At 70.0% G+C, this 15,533-nt stretch carries 16 protein-coding genes and 2 tRNA genes; 7 read left to right on the top strand and 11 right to left on the bottom strand.

The window, feature by feature from the left end:
• The first annotated feature begins 5 nt into the window (after positions 1 to 5).
• Positions 6 to 79 (top strand) — tRNA-Ile (locus H9622_RS10640).
• A gap of 71 nt (positions 80 to 150) precedes the next feature.
• Positions 151 to 444 (top strand): hypothetical protein, encoded by a 294-nt coding sequence (locus H9622_RS10635; RefSeq protein WP_191766367.1) that lies wholly within the window; start codon positions 151 to 153, stop codon positions 442 to 444.
• On the opposite strand, the gene H9622_RS10630 is transcribed toward H9622_RS10635, so the two are convergent.
• Complete coding sequence (locus H9622_RS10630) at positions 445 to 1,512, bottom strand: DMT family transporter (protein ID WP_191766604.1); 1,068 nt, start codon at positions 1,510 to 1,512, stop codon at positions 445 to 447.
• Positions 1,513 to 1,563: 51 nt separating this feature from the next.
• Here H9622_RS10630 and def point away from each other — a divergent pair, with 51 nt between their 5' ends.
• Positions 1,564 to 2,130: a peptide deformylase gene (gene def, locus H9622_RS10625; RefSeq protein ID WP_191766366.1), complete on the top strand. Its 567-nt coding sequence runs from the start codon at positions 1,564 to 1,566 to the stop codon at positions 2,128 to 2,130.
• A gap of 56 nt (positions 2,131 to 2,186) precedes the next feature.
• On the opposite strand, the gene H9622_RS10620 is transcribed toward def, so the two are convergent.
• The 5 genes from H9622_RS10620 to dusB all read right to left on the bottom strand — a co-directional run bounded on the left by H9622_RS10620 (position 2,187) and on the right by dusB (position 7,521).
• Positions 2,187 to 2,259, bottom strand: a tRNA-Asn gene (locus H9622_RS10620).
• Between the two features lie 63 nt (positions 2,260 to 2,322).
• Positions 2,323 to 3,111 carry an ATP-binding cassette domain-containing protein gene (locus tag H9622_RS10615; protein ID WP_191766365.1) on the bottom strand — a complete coding sequence of 263 codons (789 nt, stop codon included), beginning with the start codon at positions 3,109 to 3,111 and terminating at the stop codon, positions 2,323 to 2,325.
• Between the two features lie 48 nt (positions 3,112 to 3,159).
• Positions 3,160 to 5,016 (bottom strand): DNA primase, encoded by a 1,857-nt coding sequence (gene dnaG, locus H9622_RS10610; protein ID WP_191766603.1) that lies wholly within the window; start codon positions 5,014 to 5,016, stop codon positions 3,160 to 3,162.
• The gene (locus tag H9622_RS10605; protein ID WP_191766364.1) at positions 5,016 to 6,356 is read right to left on the bottom strand and encodes a deoxyguanosinetriphosphate triphosphohydrolase; all 1,341 of its coding nucleotides are present in this window, start codon (positions 6,354 to 6,356) and stop codon (positions 5,016 to 5,018) included. Before H9622_RS10605 ends, dnaG begins: the two co-directional genes overlap by 1 nt.
• Positions 6,346 to 7,521, bottom strand: coding sequence for a tRNA dihydrouridine synthase DusB (dusB, locus tag H9622_RS10600; protein WP_225221952.1), 1,176 nt, complete (start codon positions 7,519 to 7,521; stop codon positions 6,346 to 6,348). Before dusB ends, H9622_RS10605 begins: the two co-directional genes overlap by 11 nt.
• Before the next feature lie 52 nt (positions 7,522 to 7,573).
• Between dusB and H9622_RS10595 the strand changes: the two genes are divergently transcribed.
• Positions 7,574 to 8,077: a glutathione peroxidase gene (locus H9622_RS10595; RefSeq protein WP_191766362.1), complete on the top strand. Its 504-nt coding sequence runs from the start codon at positions 7,574 to 7,576 to the stop codon at positions 8,075 to 8,077.
• A 78-nt stretch (positions 8,078 to 8,155) separates the two neighbouring features.
• On the opposite strand, the gene H9622_RS10590 is transcribed toward H9622_RS10595, so the two are convergent.
• Genes H9622_RS10590 through H9622_RS10575 form a run of 4 tightly spaced genes read right to left on the bottom strand, consistent with a single transcriptional unit; the run spans position 8,156 to position 11,667 of the window.
• The gene (locus H9622_RS10590) at positions 8,156 to 8,836 is read right to left on the bottom strand and encodes a DsbA family oxidoreductase (RefSeq protein ID WP_191766361.1); all 681 of its coding nucleotides are present in this window, start codon (positions 8,834 to 8,836) and stop codon (positions 8,156 to 8,158) included.
• Between the two features lie 30 nt (positions 8,837 to 8,866).
• Entirely contained in the window at positions 8,867 to 9,691 is an 825-nt protein-coding gene (locus H9622_RS10585) for an isoprenyl transferase (protein WP_191766360.1), read from the bottom strand.
• Positions 9,688 to 10,428, bottom strand: a complete 741-nt coding sequence (recO, locus tag H9622_RS10580; RefSeq protein WP_191766359.1) for a DNA repair protein RecO — start codon at positions 10,426 to 10,428, stop codon at positions 9,688 to 9,690. The genes H9622_RS10585 and recO overlap by 4 nt, the downstream gene beginning before the upstream one ends.
• A 51-nt stretch (positions 10,429 to 10,479) precedes the next feature.
• Entirely contained in the window at positions 10,480 to 11,667 is a 1,188-nt protein-coding gene (locus H9622_RS10575) for an aminotransferase class I/II-fold pyridoxal phosphate-dependent enzyme (protein WP_225221951.1), read from the bottom strand.
• 99 nt (positions 11,668 to 11,766) lie between these two features.
• Between H9622_RS10575 and H9622_RS10570 the strand changes: the two genes are divergently transcribed.
• The 3 genes from H9622_RS10570 to H9622_RS10560 are packed head-to-tail and all read left to right on the top strand — an operon-like array spanning position 11,767 to position 13,582.
• Positions 11,767 to 12,234, top strand: coding sequence for a MarR family winged helix-turn-helix transcriptional regulator (locus H9622_RS10570; RefSeq protein ID WP_191766357.1), 468 nt, complete (start codon positions 11,767 to 11,769; stop codon positions 12,232 to 12,234).
• The gene (locus H9622_RS10565) at positions 12,231 to 12,875 is read left to right on the top strand and encodes a hypothetical protein (protein WP_191766356.1); all 645 of its coding nucleotides are present in this window, start codon (positions 12,231 to 12,233) and stop codon (positions 12,873 to 12,875) included. The genes H9622_RS10570 and H9622_RS10565 overlap by 4 nt, the downstream gene beginning before the upstream one ends.
• A gap of 20 nt (positions 12,876 to 12,895) precedes the next feature.
• On the top strand, positions 12,896 to 13,582 hold the full coding sequence (locus tag H9622_RS10560; protein ID WP_191766355.1) for a trimeric intracellular cation channel family protein: 687 nt from the start codon (positions 12,896 to 12,898) through the stop codon (positions 13,580 to 13,582).
• A 94-nt stretch (positions 13,583 to 13,676) separates the two neighbouring features.
• Here H9622_RS10560 and leuA read toward each other — a convergent pair whose 3' ends face one another.
• Positions 13,677 to 15,437 carry a 2-isopropylmalate synthase gene (gene leuA, locus H9622_RS10555; RefSeq protein ID WP_191766354.1) on the bottom strand — a complete coding sequence of 587 codons (1,761 nt, stop codon included), beginning with the start codon at positions 15,435 to 15,437 and terminating at the stop codon, positions 13,677 to 13,679.
• Positions 15,438 to 15,533: the final 96 nt, after the last annotated feature.

The raw sequence follows: 15,533 nt of genomic DNA, 5'->3' as shown, positions 1-15,533 counted from the left end.
CGCAGGGGGCGGTGGCCAAGCTGGTCAAGGCAGCGGGCTCATAACCCGACGATCGTGGGTTCAAGTCCCACCCGCCCTACATGACGAAGGGGCCGCCGGCGGGCGGCCCCTTCCCTGTCTCCGCGCGCGAGCCCGTGGGAGAATCGGCCCGTGGACGCGATGGGCTGGCTCGTGGTGGCGGGGATCCTCGCTGCGACGGTCGCGCTGATCGCGCTCGCGCCCCGCCTCAAGCGCTCGCAGCTGCGCAAGCAGCTCGACGGCTCTGCCGGCGGATCGCTCGCCGGAGTCGGCTCGGGGTTCGACGCCGTGTGGCGTCCGTCCGCCGAAGACGCCCACGCCGACTGGGAGGCCCGGGTGGAGCTGCCCGCGCCGGCTCCGACGCCAGGCGACAAGGGTCGCATCGAAGACGGCCGTCTCGTCATCCACGTCGACGACCCGGCGTGATCAGCGCCGGTCGTCTTTGTCTTTGACCGGCGGATCGGGCCAGACCTTCGCGACCGCCTCGGTGACGCGGATCGATCCGGTCATCGGCTGCGTCGAGTCGGCGCCCGGCTCGCTCCCCCGCCGGATCGGCAGCTCCTGGCTGTCGCTCAGGATCTGCGGGTGATACCGCGCGAGCTGGAAGACGCCCCACACGGCGATTCCGCCGACGACCGCGAACGCGAGGTAGACCCATACGGGGGCTCCGCTGGCCTCGCCGAGGATGGCGAGGCCGATGATGATGGCGACGATCGGGTCGATCACCGTGAGCCCGGCGATGACGAGGTCGGGCGGACCCGACGAGTAGGCCGTCTGCACGAAGTACGCACCGACGACCGCACCCAGGACGAGCGCCACGAGACACGTGAGCGTGAGCCACTCGAAGTCGCCGGTCTTGATCCGCTCGATGATGACCTTCGCGAGCGTGGCGACGAAGCCGTACATGACGCCGGCGGCCGAGATGTAGAACAGCGCGCCGAGCTTCTGCCGCCGCCACAGCCAGAGGGCGCCCAGTGCCAGAGTGACGACGCCGAACAGGACGAGGATCGTGATGAGCTGCTGATTCGTGACCGGCTTCTCGGTCGCGAACAGCGCGGCGATCGTGACGAACACGAAGATGCCGCCCACGCACGCGCCGATCGCGATCAGCGAGCGCTTCGTCGGGCGATGCCCGCTGATCTGCGCGTTCAGGAGAGTCGTGATGACCAGCGCGATCGCGCCGAGCGGCTGCACGACGATGAGGGGCGCGACGGCCAGCGCCGACAGCTGGCACGCGATCGCGAGCCCCAGCATGAGCGTGCCGACGACCCACGAAGGTCGCGAGAGGAGCTTGAGGAGGTGCTGGAAGTTCAGTCCACCGGTGCCCGCCGAGCCGGTCAGCTTCTCGACCTTCGTCACGCCGCGGTGCTGATACTGCGCGCCGAACGACATGAAGACGGCGCCGAGGAGGGCCAGCGGGATGCCGACGAGGAGGGCCGGGTTCTGGAACGCGCCGACCAGCTGGTCGCCCACGTCCTGCAGCTCGTCCGCCATCCACACCACACGTCGACACTAGTCGCGGTCGCCTCTCGGTAGGCTCAAGGCGTGGCCGTTCTGCCGATTCGCATCATGGGTGACCCTGTTCTCCACGCTCCCGCCGTGGCGATCGACGAGATCACGGACGAGATCCGCACGCTGGTGGCGGATATGTTCGAGACGATGGATGCCGCGCCCGGCGTCGGCCTCGCCGGCCCGCAGGTCGGCGCGGCGCTGCGCGTCTACACGTATTCGTACACCGATGACGACGGTGCCCCGTGGCGCGGCGTGATCATCAACCCCGAGCTGTGGATGCGCCCGCTCGAGCCCGGCGACCCCGACCCCGACGAGGAGTCCGAGGGCTGTCTGTCGTTCCCCGGCGAGCGGTTCCCGCTGCGGCGTTCCGACGAGGTGCTGGTGACCGGCACCGACCTGGACGGCAGCCCCGTGCGCATCCGGGTCGACGGCTGGCGCGCGCGCATCATGCAGCACGAGTTCGACCACCTCGACGGCATCCTGTACGTCGACCGCCTCGGCGACAGCGACTGGAAGACCGCGCAGAAGATCGCGCGCAAGCGCGGATGGGGCCGGCCTGGTCACGCCTGGACGCCGGGCGTCGACGACATCGACGCCTGAGCACAGTCGATCTCAGGCATGAAGAAAGCCCCGAGGGTGGAGCCCCGGGGCTTTCGCTCCCCCACTTGGACTCGAACCAAGAACCTATCGGTTAACAGCCGATTGCTCTGCCAATTGAGCTATGGAGGAAGAGTCACCCGCTCGCGCAGGCAACCCCACTATGTTAGCAAACGCTGAGGGGTGCTCGTGACGTCAGGACGCGACCAGCCGGTGGTCCGCGTCGCCATCCGGCGTCCACAGCAGGTCGTCCGTGCCGTGGCCATACGCGACGGTGTGGCCACCGCGCAGCACGAGCACGTCCGCATCGAGTTCGCGGACCACGTCGGCCTGATTCGTCACGACGAGCGTAGACATCGCGTACTCGGCCCGGCGCCGCAGGATCGCGTCGCGCGCGGCCTTGCGCACCTCGACGTCCATGTTGGAGAACGGCTCGTCGGCGACGAGCACCTTGGGCTGCAGGACCAGTGCGCGGGCGAAGGCCACCCGCTGCCGCATCCCGGCGCTCAGTTCGTACGGGTACTTCGCCGCAGTGCCGAGCGGCAGCATCAGCTCGTCGAGGAGCGTCGCGACCCGGATCTGCAGCGCCCGCTGATTCACACGCCGGTCGCGGCTCGTGATGGGCTCGGAGATCACCTCGCCCACGGTGAGCCGGGCCGGCAGCGCCATGCCGGCGGCCTGCGGCAGATAGCCCGTCAGGTACGTGTGCAGCCGGTGCGCACGTCCGGGCCGGCGCACGCCGATGCCCTCGACCTCGGCATCGCCGCCGATGACGGCGAGGCTCGTGTCATCGGAGCCTGCGAGCACCGCGGCGAGACTCGACTTGCCGGCACCCGTCGGGCCCATGACGGCGAGCGTGCCGCCGTGCGCGATGGTGAAGGTCGCGCCGTCGATGACCCGCTGGGCGGCTCCGCCGCGTCCGACACGGGCGATCGAGAGGTCGACCGCATGGATGGCGGCGTCGGCGGCTCGTCGTCGAGGCATGCCTTCATCCTGCCCTGCGCGGCTCGCGCGCGCCAGCCGCTCCGTGCGTCAGGACTCGTTGCCGAGCCGCTGGCGCTCCGCGTCGAGTTCGCGCAGCTGCAGCCGGATGGCGCGGCCCTCCTCTGAAGCGGCGGGCACACGCTGGATGGCCCCGAGCAGCTCGTTCTTCTGCGCGTCCAGCGAGCGGATCACGAGCCGCCGGGCGAGGTCGGAGGCCGACGACAGCGCCGCCGCATCGTCGAGGGCCGGGAAGTCGGACGCGAGCAGCTCGGCGCCGAGCGAGCGAAAGGGTTCGCGCACCGTGGAGACCGCCTCGACCGCCCACCCGGGACGCTGCATGGAGTCGGCGTGCTGCTGGACCGCCTGCCGGACGGCATCGAGGGCGGGATGCCGGAACGGCAGGCCCACCGCGCGTGCGACGAGCGCGGCATCCATGCGGTGCCCGAACTGCAGGAACCCCATCAGCGCGTCGCGCTCGAGCGTGACGTCGGCCGTGAGCGGCAGCGACGACACCGTCACGCGCACGAGCGGCTCGCCGGGCGCATTGTCGGCCTGTGCCGTCGGGGGTGCGCTGTCGCGGCGCGCCCCACTGCGTCCGGCGCGCTCGACCTCGCGCCGGACGTCTTCGGTGTCCATGCCGAGGCGACGGGCGAGCACGCGGATGTACTCCGGCTGCAGCAGCGCGTCGCGGAGCTCGGCCACGACGGGGGCCGAAGCACGCAGTGCGCCGACGCGCCCCTCGACGCTGGTGAGGTCGTAGCCCGCGATCCGTTGATCGAGCACGAACTCCACCATGGGCACCTTGGTGTCCATCAGTCCCCGTACTGCGCCGTCGCCTCGCTTCAGCCGCAGATCGCAGGGATCCAGCCCTTCGGGCCCGGTCGCGACGTACGTCTGCGCGTTGAAGCGCTTGGCGTCGGCGAAGGCGCGCAGCGCCGCCTTCTGGCCCGCGGCATCCGGGTCGAACGTGAACACGACCTCGCCCGCGGTCGAGTCGTCGCCCATTACCCGCCGCAGCACGGTGATGTGGTCGGAGCCGAAGGCGGTTCCGCACGTCGCGATCGCCGTGGTGATCCCCGCGAGGTGGCACGCCATGACGTCGGTGTAGCCCTCGACGACCACCACCCGATGCTCGCGCGAGATGTCGCGCTTGGCGAGGTCGAGGCCGTAGAGCACCTGCGCCTTCTTGTAGATCGTCGTCTCGGGAGTGTTGAGGTACTTCGGCCCCTTGTCGTCGTCGTAGAGCCGTCGGGCGCCGAAGCCGATGACCTGTCCGGTGACGTCGCGGATGGGCCACACGACGCGACCGCGGAACCGGTCGTAGACACCGCGCTGCCCCTGCGAGACGAGACCGGCGTTGGTGAGCTCCTCGTCGGTGAAGCCGGCGGACCGCAGCGCGTCGCGCATGCCCTCCCAGCCCTTCGGTGCGTAGCCGACGCCGAAGTGGGCGGCGGCGCCCGCGTCGAAGCCGCGCTCGCCGAGGAAGCGGCGCGCGGTGTCTGCCTCGGCTGTGAGGAGCTGACCACGGAAGAACTCGGCTGCCGCAGCGTTGGCGGCGTACAGGCGCGTGCGCCCGGTGTGCTCGGGTGCCGCTCCGCCGTCCTCGTAGTGCAGCGTGTAGCCGATGCGCCCTGCGAGCCGCTCGACGGCCTCGGTGAACGAGACATGGTCCATCTTCGTCAGGAACGAGTAGACGTCACCCGACTCGCCACAGCCGAAGCAGTGGTAGAAGCCCGCCTGCGGGCGCACGTTGAAGCTCGGGCTGCGCTCATCGTGGAACGGGCAGAGTCCCTTCATGGCGCCGACCCCGGCGTTCTTGAGCGCGACCCGTTCACCGACGATGTCGGCGATGTTCGTGCGGGACTTGACCTCTTCGACGTCGCTCTGACGGATGCGCCCCGCCATCAGCGCGTCCCGGGCGCTCGCGCGGCTGGCGACCACACGCCGATGGTCGCGGGATCCAGTTCGCCGACCAGACGGCCGTGCCACGCGATCGCGTGCTGATCCGTCAGGCTCGCGACCTGGTCGACGACCACGCGCCGCTGGGCGGCCTCGGTGCCGGCGGCTGCGAAGTCCTCCGCGTGGAGTGCGTCGAGCTCTTCCGGACGCTCCCAGAGCGCCGTCGCGAGCCGCTTGAGCACGCGCCGCTGCTCCTTGTACAGGTCTTTGCGGCCCTCGATCGAGACCACGACGGCGCCGATGATGCCCTTGAGCACCGCCATCTCGGCTTCCACCACACGCGGAACGACCACGTGGGCACGATAGCGGGTGAGCGCCGACATTCCGTATGCCTCACGCGTCGCGGTGGTCGCCGCCCGCGCGAACCGGCCGATGAGGTCGGAGGTGAGGTTCTTGAGACCTGCGAGCGAGGCGCGCGTGCCGTCGAAGGACGTGATCCATTCCGGCATCCGCATAAGTCGGTACAGGGCGTCCTCGAGCTCGTCGCGCGCGAAGTCGAATCCGACCCAGCTCTGGATCGCGGACAGAAGGGCCGCATGCTCCGAGGCGTCCGCGAGGCGCGCGGGATCGAGGTAGCCGTTCACGACCGCGTCCTCGAAGTCGTGCACGGAGTACGCGATGTCGTCGGAGAGGTCCATGACCTCGGCCTCGATGCAGCGCACGCGGCCGGGCGCGCCCTCACGCATCCATCGGAACACCGGCTCGTCGTCGGGATAGACACCGAACTTCAGCCGGCCGCCGGGATCGGGCAGCGGGTGCTCGGCCGTCCACGGGTACTTGCACGTGGCGTCGAGGCTCGCGCGCGTGAGGTTCAGGCCGAAGGTGCGCCCGTCCTCGTCGACGACCTTGGGCTCCAGACGGCTGATGATGCGGAGGGTCTGGGCGTTGCCCTCGAACCCGCCGATGTCCTCGGCCCACTCGTTCATCGCGCGCTCGCCGTTGTGACCGAACGGCGGGTGCCCGAGGTCGTGGCTCAGGCACGCGGTGTCGACCACGTCGGCGGCGAGGCGGAGTGCCGTGGCCAGCTCGCGGCCGACCTGGGCGACCTCGAGGGAGTGCGTGAGCCGGTTTCGCGCGAAGTCGGCCGGGCTCGCGGGGCTCAGCACCTGGGTCTTCGCCGCGAGCCGGCGCAGAGCCGCGGAGTGCAGCACGCGCGCGCGGTCGCGCGCGAAGTCGTCCCGGAGTGAGCGGTGGCGCTCGGAGTGGAAGCGCTCGGCGTCGGCGTCGTCATAGCCCGGCGGTCGCTCCGACGCGAGTGCCGCCCCGCCGTCGCGCTCAGCCGCCACTGTGGTCGAGCTCCGCGTCGGCGAGGGCGCAGGATGCCTCGGCACCCAGGTCGCGGGAGTCGAGCCAGAACTCGGGCAGCGCCGGGCGCTTGGGTGTGCCGGCGCGTCCACGCTGACCCTCGGCGGCTGCGCCGGGATACGGTGCGTCCAGCTCGAGCGTCGCGAGGAGTTCGTCGATCTCGGCGAGGCTCGACACGGTCGCGAGCCGGGCGCGCGTGTCGCCGCCGACCGGGTAGCCCTTGAAATACCACGCGACGTGCTTGCGGATGTCGCGGCAGCCGCGCCCCTCGTCCTCGAAGAAGTCCACCAGCAGTTCCGCGTGGCGGCGGAACGCGTGGGCGACGAAGCCCAGGGTGGCGTCGACGGGATCACCGGATGCCGCTTCCGGCCCGCCCAGGGCACGGGCGAGATCTCCGAACAGCCACGGGCGGCCGAGGCATCCGCGGCCCACCACCACGCCGTCGCAGCCGGTCTCGTCCATCATTCGCACCGCGTCGTCCGCCGACCAGATGTCGCCGTTGCCGAGCACCGGGATGCTCGTCACGGCCTCCTTCAGCCTGGCGATCGCCGACCAGTCCGCCTCGCCCGAGTAGAACTCGGCGGCGGTGCGTGCGTGGAGTGCGACGGCGGCGACGCCGGCATCTTCGGCGATGCGACCGGCGTCGAGGTAGGTCAGGTGATCGGAGTCGATGCCCTTGCGCATCTTGACGGTGAGGGGGATGTCTCCGGCGGCGCGGGCGGCCCGCGTGACGATGTCGCGGAACAGCCCGAGCTTCCACGGCAGGGCGGCGCCGCCGCCCTTGCGGGTCACCTTGGGCACGGGGCAGCCGAAGTTGAGGTCGATGTGGTCGGCGCGATCCTCTTCGACGAGCAGGCGCACAGCGGCCTCGGTGGTGGCCGGGTCGACGCCGTAGAGCTGGATCGATCGCGGCTTCTCGGAGTCGTGGTGCGTGATGAGTCGCATCGTCGTGGCGTTGCGCTCGACGAGCGCACGCGTCGTGATCATCTCGCTCACGTACAGCCCGGCGCCGTACTCGCGGCACAGGCGCCGGAACGCCGTGTTGGTGATTCCCGCCATGGGCGCGAGCACGACGGGCGCATCGAGTTCGATGGGCCCGATGCGCAACGTGCGCGCGGGAGCGTAGGCAGTGGTCACGTCGTCCATTCTCCCAGAGGAATCCGGGCCTTCGCTGATATCCAGGCCTTAGCCTGGGAGCATGACCGAGGCTACCGCGACCGATCTCCGCAGCATCCCGTTCCAGACCGCCGACGGCGGCACCGCCACGCTTGCTGACTACGGCGATCAGGTCCTCCTCGTCGTCAACGTGGCGTCGAAGTGCGGTCTCACCCCGCAGTACGAGCAGCTCGAGGCGCTGCAGCGCGCGTACGCCGATCGCGGCTTCACCGTGCTCGGCTTCCCGTGCAACCAGTTCATGGGACAGGAACCCGGCTCGATGGACGAGATCCTCGAGTACTGCTCGACGACGTGGGGCGTCTCGTTTCCGGTGTTCGACAAGGTCAAGGTGAACGGCGGCAAGGCGGCCCCGATCTACAAGGCGCTGAAGGACGCGGACGATGCGCAGGGAAACAGCGGGCGCATCCAGTGGAACTTCGAGAAGTTCGTGCTCACGCCCGGCGGAGAGGTGCACCGCTTCCGCCCGAACGTGAAGCCCGACGACCCGGCTGTCGTCAGCGTGATCGAGGCGAACCTGTCGCGCTGAACCACTCCCGCCCGCGGACATGACGAGACTCGCCGCGCGATCGCACGGCGGGTCTCGTCGTAGGGGATCGGAGCGAGGTCAGGCGACGGCCGGAGCATCCTCGCGGTGCTCAGCCCAGACCTGGCGGACGATGTCGGTGAAGGCCTCGGCGGGCTGCGCGCCCGAGACGCCGTACTTGCCGTCGATCACGAAGAACGGCACGCCGTTGATGCCGTATGCGCTCGCCTGCGCCTGGTCGGCCCGGACGGCGTCGACGAAGCGGCCGGACTGCAGCGCGTCGCGCGCAGCGGCGGCGTCCAGGCCGGCTTCCGCGGCGAGCGCGACGAGCTCGTCCACCTGGCCGAGGTGTCGGCCTTCGGTGAAGTAGGCCGACATGAGGCGCTCGGCCATCTCGTGCTGCCGCCCCTGCTCCTTCGCGAAGTGCAGCAGTTCGTGCGCCTTGACGGTGTTGGTGTGCTTGAGCAGGTCGAAGCGGTACTCCAGCCCCGCCTCGGCGGCCACGTCCGTGACGCGGTCGAGCATCTGCTGGGCCTGGGCGGGCGAGATGCCCTTGTGCTGAGCGAGGTAATCGGCTTCGCCGCCCTCGAAGTCGGTCGGGGTGTCGGGCGACAGCTCGAACGAGTGGTAGACGACCTCCACCTCAGGGCTGTCGTCCGCGGTGGATGCCGCGGCCAGCCCCTTCTCGAGATTGCGCTTGCCGATGTAGCACCAGGGGCAGGCGATGTCGCTCCACACGTCGATCTTTATGGCGTCCGTCATAATGAGTCACAACCGCCGCCGCCCGGAGATCTATTCCGGCGGATGCGTCATACGCCCGTCCGGCGAGTCGACGGCACCTCCGAACCGGCGGTCGCGGTCGAGGTACAGGCCGATCGCGTGCCACAGGTCGGTGCGGGAGAAGTCGGGCCACAGCGTGTCGAGGAAGACGAACTCGGCATATGCCGACTCCCATAGGAGGAAGTTCGACGTGCGCTGCTCGCCGCTCGAGCGGATGAACAGGTCGACATCGGGCATGTCGGGCAGGTACAGCCGCTTCTGGATGAGCTTCTCCGTCACAGCCGACGGGCGCAGGCGTCCCGCCGCGATGTCGTCGCCGATCGAGCGCATCGCGTCGACGAGCTCGACCCGGCCGCCGTAGTTGACGCACATCGTGAGGGTCAGGGTGTCGTTCCCCGCAGTCAGTCGCTCGGCGAACTGGAGCTCCTTGATCACGCTCGACCACAGGCGGGGCTTCCGCCCGGCCCACCGCACGCGCACGCCCCATTCGTTGAGCTGGTCGCGACGGCGGTGCAGCACATCGCGGTTGAAGCCCATCAGGAAGCGCACTTCGTCGGGCGACCGCGACCAGTTCTCGGTGGAGAACGCGTACACCGACAGGTGCGTGACGCCCGCCTGGATCGCGCCGGCCACGACGTCGAGCAGCGCGGCCTCCCCCGCCCTGTGCCCCTCGACGCGGGTGAGCCCGCGACGGTTCGCCCAGCGGCCGTTGCCGTCCATGACGATCGCCACGTGGGCCGGGACCGACCCGGCGGGGAACGCCGGCGGGTACAGGCCCGTCCAGTCCACGGGGCGATAGGGGACGGCGTCACGGTGCGTGAACGGCTTCGGGGTCATCGATCGCCTCCGGGGTCGGCGGCGACATGAGAGAGCGAGCGGATGCCGCGCTCGAGGTGCCACTGGGCGTAGGCCGCGATCAGACCCGATGCGGCGGCTCCGGAGCCGGGAGACGCGGCATCCACCCGCCCCCACTCGCCGGCCATGAGGGAGTCGAGCAGCGCGGCCGTTTCGGGATGCACGCGCGCCGCACCGGTCGGGGCGCAGTCGCGGCACACCATGCCGCCGAGCTGGGCGACGAAGGTGTCATGCGGGCCCGCGCGGCCGCAACGGGCGCACTCGCTCAGCCCGGGCGCCCAGCCCGACAGCGCCATCGCACGCAGGAGGTAGGAGTCCAGCACGCTGCGCGACGCGTGCTCGCCCCGCGCGAGCGCCCGGAGGCCGCCCACCAGGAGCAGGTACTGCTGCGGCGTCGCCTCTGCCTCGTTGAGCCGGTCAGCCGCCTCGACCATCGCGTGGGCCGACGTGTACCGGTCGTAGTGCGCGGCGATGTCGGCGCCGTACGACCCGAGCGTCTCGGCCTGCTGCACGATGTCGAGCGAGCGTCCCTGGTAGAGCTGCACGTCGGCCACCATGAACGGCTCGAGCCGCGCGCCGAACCGCGAAGAGGTGCGGCGCACCCCTTTGGCGACGGCGCGCAGCTTGCCATGACGGCGGCTGAGCATGGTCACGATCCTGTCGGCCTCACCCAGCTTGTGGGTGCGCAGGACCACGACTTCATCGCGGTACGTGGGCACCCGTCAATTATGGATGCCACTTCCGGCCCACGGGCCTCGACGGGCCGCCGATCAGCGCGCCGTCGCACCCAGCGATGCCGCGACGTCGGTGAGGTGGGGCAGCGCGCGATCGATCATGTCCATCGTCGCGGTGAGCGACATCCGGAAGTGATGCGGCTGGGCGAACAGCGTGCCGGGCATCACGTGCACGCCGCGCTCGGCGAGGGCGGCGCAGAACGCAGCTGCGTCGCCGCCGGGAGCCTCCCCCCACAGGTAGAACGTGCCCTCGGGGCGCGTGAGACGCACGCCGGCCGCGTCGAGCGCGCCGAACAGCCGATCGCGCTTGCGAGCGAGCTCGTCGAGGTCGAGCGAGACGCTCTCGAGCGCGGGGACCGAGTACTGCATGACGGCGTCCGGGAAGCCCCAGCCGATCGCGAGGCCGATCGGGAAGAGCGCTTCGCGCAGCTCGTCCCGCTCGGCGTTCGGGATGAGCGGCGACAGCGCAAGGTAGCCGAGCCGCTGGCCGGGCGCCAGGAGCACCTTGCCGTAGCTGTAGTCGATCACCGTCCACGGGTACACGGCGGCCGGGCTGACGAAGTCGATGCCGTCGAAGCGGATGCGACGGTACGGTTCGTCGGACACCAGCCAGATGCGCCGCCCGTACCGGCGCGACGCGCTCTCGAGAAGGTCCGCCAGCGATCGCCACGTGGCTTCGGAGTACACGCGACCGGTCGGATTGGCGGGCGAGTTGACGACGACGATCCTCGTGCGCGGCGTGATGGCGTTCTCGATCGCATCGAGGTCGAGGTCGAACGTCTCGGGGTCGAGGGCCGCGCGCATCGGAACGAGGTCTGCCGCGTAGAGCATCGGCTCGTAGCAGAACCAGCCCGGCACGGGGATGACCACCTCGTCGCCGGCATCGGCGAGCAGCGCGAACGCCAGCGACAGCGCGCCGAACGCACCCTGCGTCATCGCGATGTCCTCGGGCTCGAAGTCGAGTCCCAGGTCGGTCCGCAGCCCCACGGCCACCGTCTCCTGCGCCAGGCGCTCGCTCGTCTTATACGCGTACCACTCGACCGACCGCGGCTCGATCTGCGCCTGCATGGCGCTCGTCAGGCCCGGCAGGGCGAGCTCGTGCGGATTGCCGAAGGTGAAGTCGAGCGCGTCAGGATCGCCGGCCGCCGCCTGGATCTGTGCGAAGAACGCGGTCACGACGTCGACGGCCGCCCTCGCCCGCGCTGCGCGATCGGAGATCGTCATCGCCATCACCTTCCCCAGTGCCGGTGAACCCCAGCACAGGATCCCAGCACCGCCGCGGCCGGTCAACCACCCGTGCAGGTATCGTGTACTCTATTCACTATGTCCGGTACACACGTCCTCGACTCTCTCCTGGCGCTGACGCAGGTTCTGCAGGCCGACCAGGAGCGCGAACTCGACCGACGCGGACTCACCGTCCCGCGCACGCACCTGCTGTGGGTGCTCTTCCACGGCGGGCCCGCGACGCAGGTGCAGCTGTCGGAGGCGCTCGGTGTCACCCCTCGACACATCACGACGCTCGTCGACGCCCTCGACGCCACCGGGCTGGCCCGACGTGAACCGCATCCCACCGACCGGCGCGCTGTCCTCGTGCACCTCACCGAACGCGGCACGACGCTGATGCAGGCGATGGACGCGGAGCACGACGAGCTCGGTGCGGCGCTCGTCGCCGGCCTCGACCCTGACACGGTCGAGGCACTGACCCGCGGTCTCGACCACGTGCGCGGCCGGCTCGAAGAGCTGATCGCCGCTCACGAGCGCGCCCAGCGGGAGCGCGAGGACACCGCATGACCGGCATCGCTCCCGCCACCGAGCCGCGGCGACGGCCGATCGACCGCGCGGCGGCGCTCGCGCGCGCGGCGTGGCGCGCCGAGGTCGGGGTGTGGCAGAGCCTCTACCGGTGGCTGCTGCGCCGGCCGAGAGTGCCGCGGGGAGCCTCTGCCTTCACGTACCACTCCCCCGTCCGCACGATCCTCGTGATCTTCATCGTCCTGTCGGCGATCGAGATCCCGGTCATCGACCTCATCGTCCACGACTGGCCGTGGGTGCGCATCCCGCTTCTCGCCCTCGGCATCTGGGGTGTGACGTGGATGATCGGCCTGATGCTCGGCTTCATCACCCGCCCGCACGCGGTCGGACCCGCCGGGATCCGCGCCCGATCCGGCGCCGACCTCGACCTCGACCTGCCGTGGGAGGCCGTCGCGAGCGTCGAGAAGTCCCGCGACGTGCGTGACAAGGCGCCCAAGATCGCCGACGAGCCGCACGGGCGCACCCTCGCCCTGCGGATGCAGGACGAGACGAACGTCCTCGTGCTCCTCGAGCGTCCGGTGACCGTCCGGCTCGGCGACCAGGAGGGCGAGGTCGAGGCTGTGCGGCTGTGGGTGGACGACCTGGAGGGCTTCATGACGGCGGTGCGCACGCACATCCCCTGAGCCGCCCCGACAATAGAGGGGTGGACGAGCCGATCTTCGTGATCCCGCTGTGGGCGGACCTCATCGCCGTCGGACTGGGCGGCATCCAGGGGGCCCTGTTCGCGTCGGGCTTCCGCGGCCAGCGCCGGCTCGACCTGCTCGGCGTCGCGATCATCGGGATCGTCGTCGGCATGGGCGGCGGTCTCATCCGCGACCTGCTGCTCAACGTCACGCCGGTGACGCTGCAGAGCAACTGGTATCTGCTGACCGCGACGGGGGCCGCTCTGTTCGGGATGCTGCTCGCCGGCGTCTTCCAGCGCCTCAATGCCGTCATCGTCGGACTCGACGCGCTGGTGATCGGACTCTTCGGCGCCTTCGGCACGAGCAAGGCGCTGGCACTCGGCCTTCCGCTCGTCCCCGCCGTCTTCGTCGGCGTGTGCGCAGCGGTGGGCGGCGGCATCCTGCGCGACATGATCATGGGGCTTCCGGTGGCGATCATGCACGTCGGCTCGCTCTATGCGGTCGCCGCGGGAGCGGGGTGCCTCGTCCTGGCGGTCGCGCACACGCTCGGGCTCGATCTCGTCATCGCCGCTGCGATCGGCATCGCGGTGACCGCGATCATCCGGCTGCTCGCCGTGACCTTCGACATCTCGCTGCCCGAGCAGCGCGCGCTCTACCGCCGGAAGGTCGCCGTCGAGACGTCGACCATCCCGATCGTCAAGTCCTGAGGCCCACCCGCCGCCCAGACCGGGGATCAGCGTCGAGACCGGGGGCGATGCCCCTGGGGTCGAGGTCGATCCCCGGTTTCGACGGCGAACGACGTCAGACGCCGGCGAGTGCTCCGGAGCGCTCACGGGTGCGGATCGCACGGTTGACACCCGACACGATCGCCTTGAGCGAGGCTGTCGAGATGTCACTGTCGATCCCGACGCCCCACAGACGCTCGCCGTCGACCTGCAGCTCGACGTACGCCGCGGCCTGAGCGTCGCCGCCCGCGCTGAGCGCGTGCTCGACGTAGTCGTACAGCGTCACGTCGAAGCCCTGCGCACGCACGATCTCGAGGAATGCCGCGACCGGTCCATTGCCGTGCCCGGTCGCGTCATACCGCTCCTCGCCGTCGCGCAGGGTGACATCGAGCGACACGTCGCCCGACATGTCACTGCGGGTGCTGGTGGCCAGCAGCTCGAAGCGGCCCCAGCGGTCATCGCTGATCTGCGAGGGCAGGTACTCGTCGGTGAAGATCGCCCAGATCTGGTCGCTGGTCACCTCGCCACCCTCGGCGTCGGTCTTGGCCTGAACGACCCCCGAGAACTCGATCTGCAGGCGGCGCGGCAGGTCGATCGCGTGATCCGTCTTCAGGAGGTAGGCGACGCCGCCCTTGCCCGACTGCGAGTTCACGCGGATGACGGCCTCGTACGAGCGACCCAGGTCCTTCGGATCGATCGGCAGGTACGGCACGGCCCACTCGATCTCGTCGACCGTCACGCCCGTGGCGGCGGCGCGCGCCTCCATCGCCTCGAAGCCCTTCTTGATGGCGTCCTGGTGCGAGCCGCTGAATGCGGTGAAGACGAGGTCGCCGGCCCACGGGCTGCGCTCGGGGACGGGGAGCTGGTTGCAGTACTCGACCGTGCGCTTGACCTGGTCGATGTCGCTGAAGTCGATCTGCGGGTCGATGCCCTGGGTGAAGAGGTTGACGCCCAGCGCGACCAGGTCGACGTTGCCGGTGCGCTCGCCGTTGCCGAACAGGCATCCCTCGATGCGATCCGCGCCGGCCAGGTAGCCCAGCTCGGCGGCGGCGACCGCCGTGCCGCGGTCGTTGTGCGGGTGCAGCGAGAGGATCACGTTCTCGCGGTGGGCCAGGCGGCGGCTCATCCACTCGATCGAGTCGGCGTACACGTTCGGCGTGGCCATCTCGACGGTGGCGGGCAGGTTGATGATCACCTTGCGCTCAGGGGTCGGCTCGAAGATCTCGATGACCTGGTTGCAGACCTCCAGCGCGAACTCGAGCTCGGTGCCGGTGTAGCTCTCGGGCGAGTACTCGTAGAACACCTTCGTCTCGGGGACCCGCTTCTCGAACTCACGGCACAGCCGGGCGCCCTCGAGGGCGATGTCGATGATGCCCTGGCGGTCCGTGCGGAACACGACCTCCCGCTGCAGGACGCTCGTCGAGTTGTACAGATGGACGATCGCCTGCTTGGCACCCGCGATCGACTCGTACGTGCGCGCGATCAGGTGCTCGCGCGCCTGCGTCAGCACCTGGATCGTGACGTCGTCGGGGATCAGGTCTTCTTCGATCAGCTGCCGGACGAAGTCGAAGTCCGTCTGGCTGGCCGACGGGAAGCCGACCTCGATCTCCTTGTAGCCCATCCGCACCAGGAGGTCGAACATGATGCGCTTGCGCTCGGGGCTCATCGGGTCGATGAGCGCCTGGTTGCCGTCGCGAAGGTCGACCGCGCACCACCGCGGTGCCGTCGTGATGCGCTGTGCGGGCCAGGTGCGGTCGGGCAGGTCGACCGCGATCTGCTCGTGGTACGGGCGGTACTTGTGCACCGGCATGCCCGAGGGCTTCTGAGTGTTCTGCATGATCGTCGCTTTCGTTCTCTCGTCGAATGGCGGGCCGACGACAAGCTCCGCGACGAGGGGGGCCCTAGATCGAGGCCTCGTCGCGGCAGCTAAGGA

The sequence above is a fragment of the Microbacterium gallinarum genome (assembly GCF_014837165.1).
GTDB lineage: Bacteria > Actinomycetota > Actinomycetes > Actinomycetales > Microbacteriaceae > Microbacterium > Microbacterium gallinarum.
This window is presented reverse-complemented; position numbering and strand designations above follow the sequence as displayed.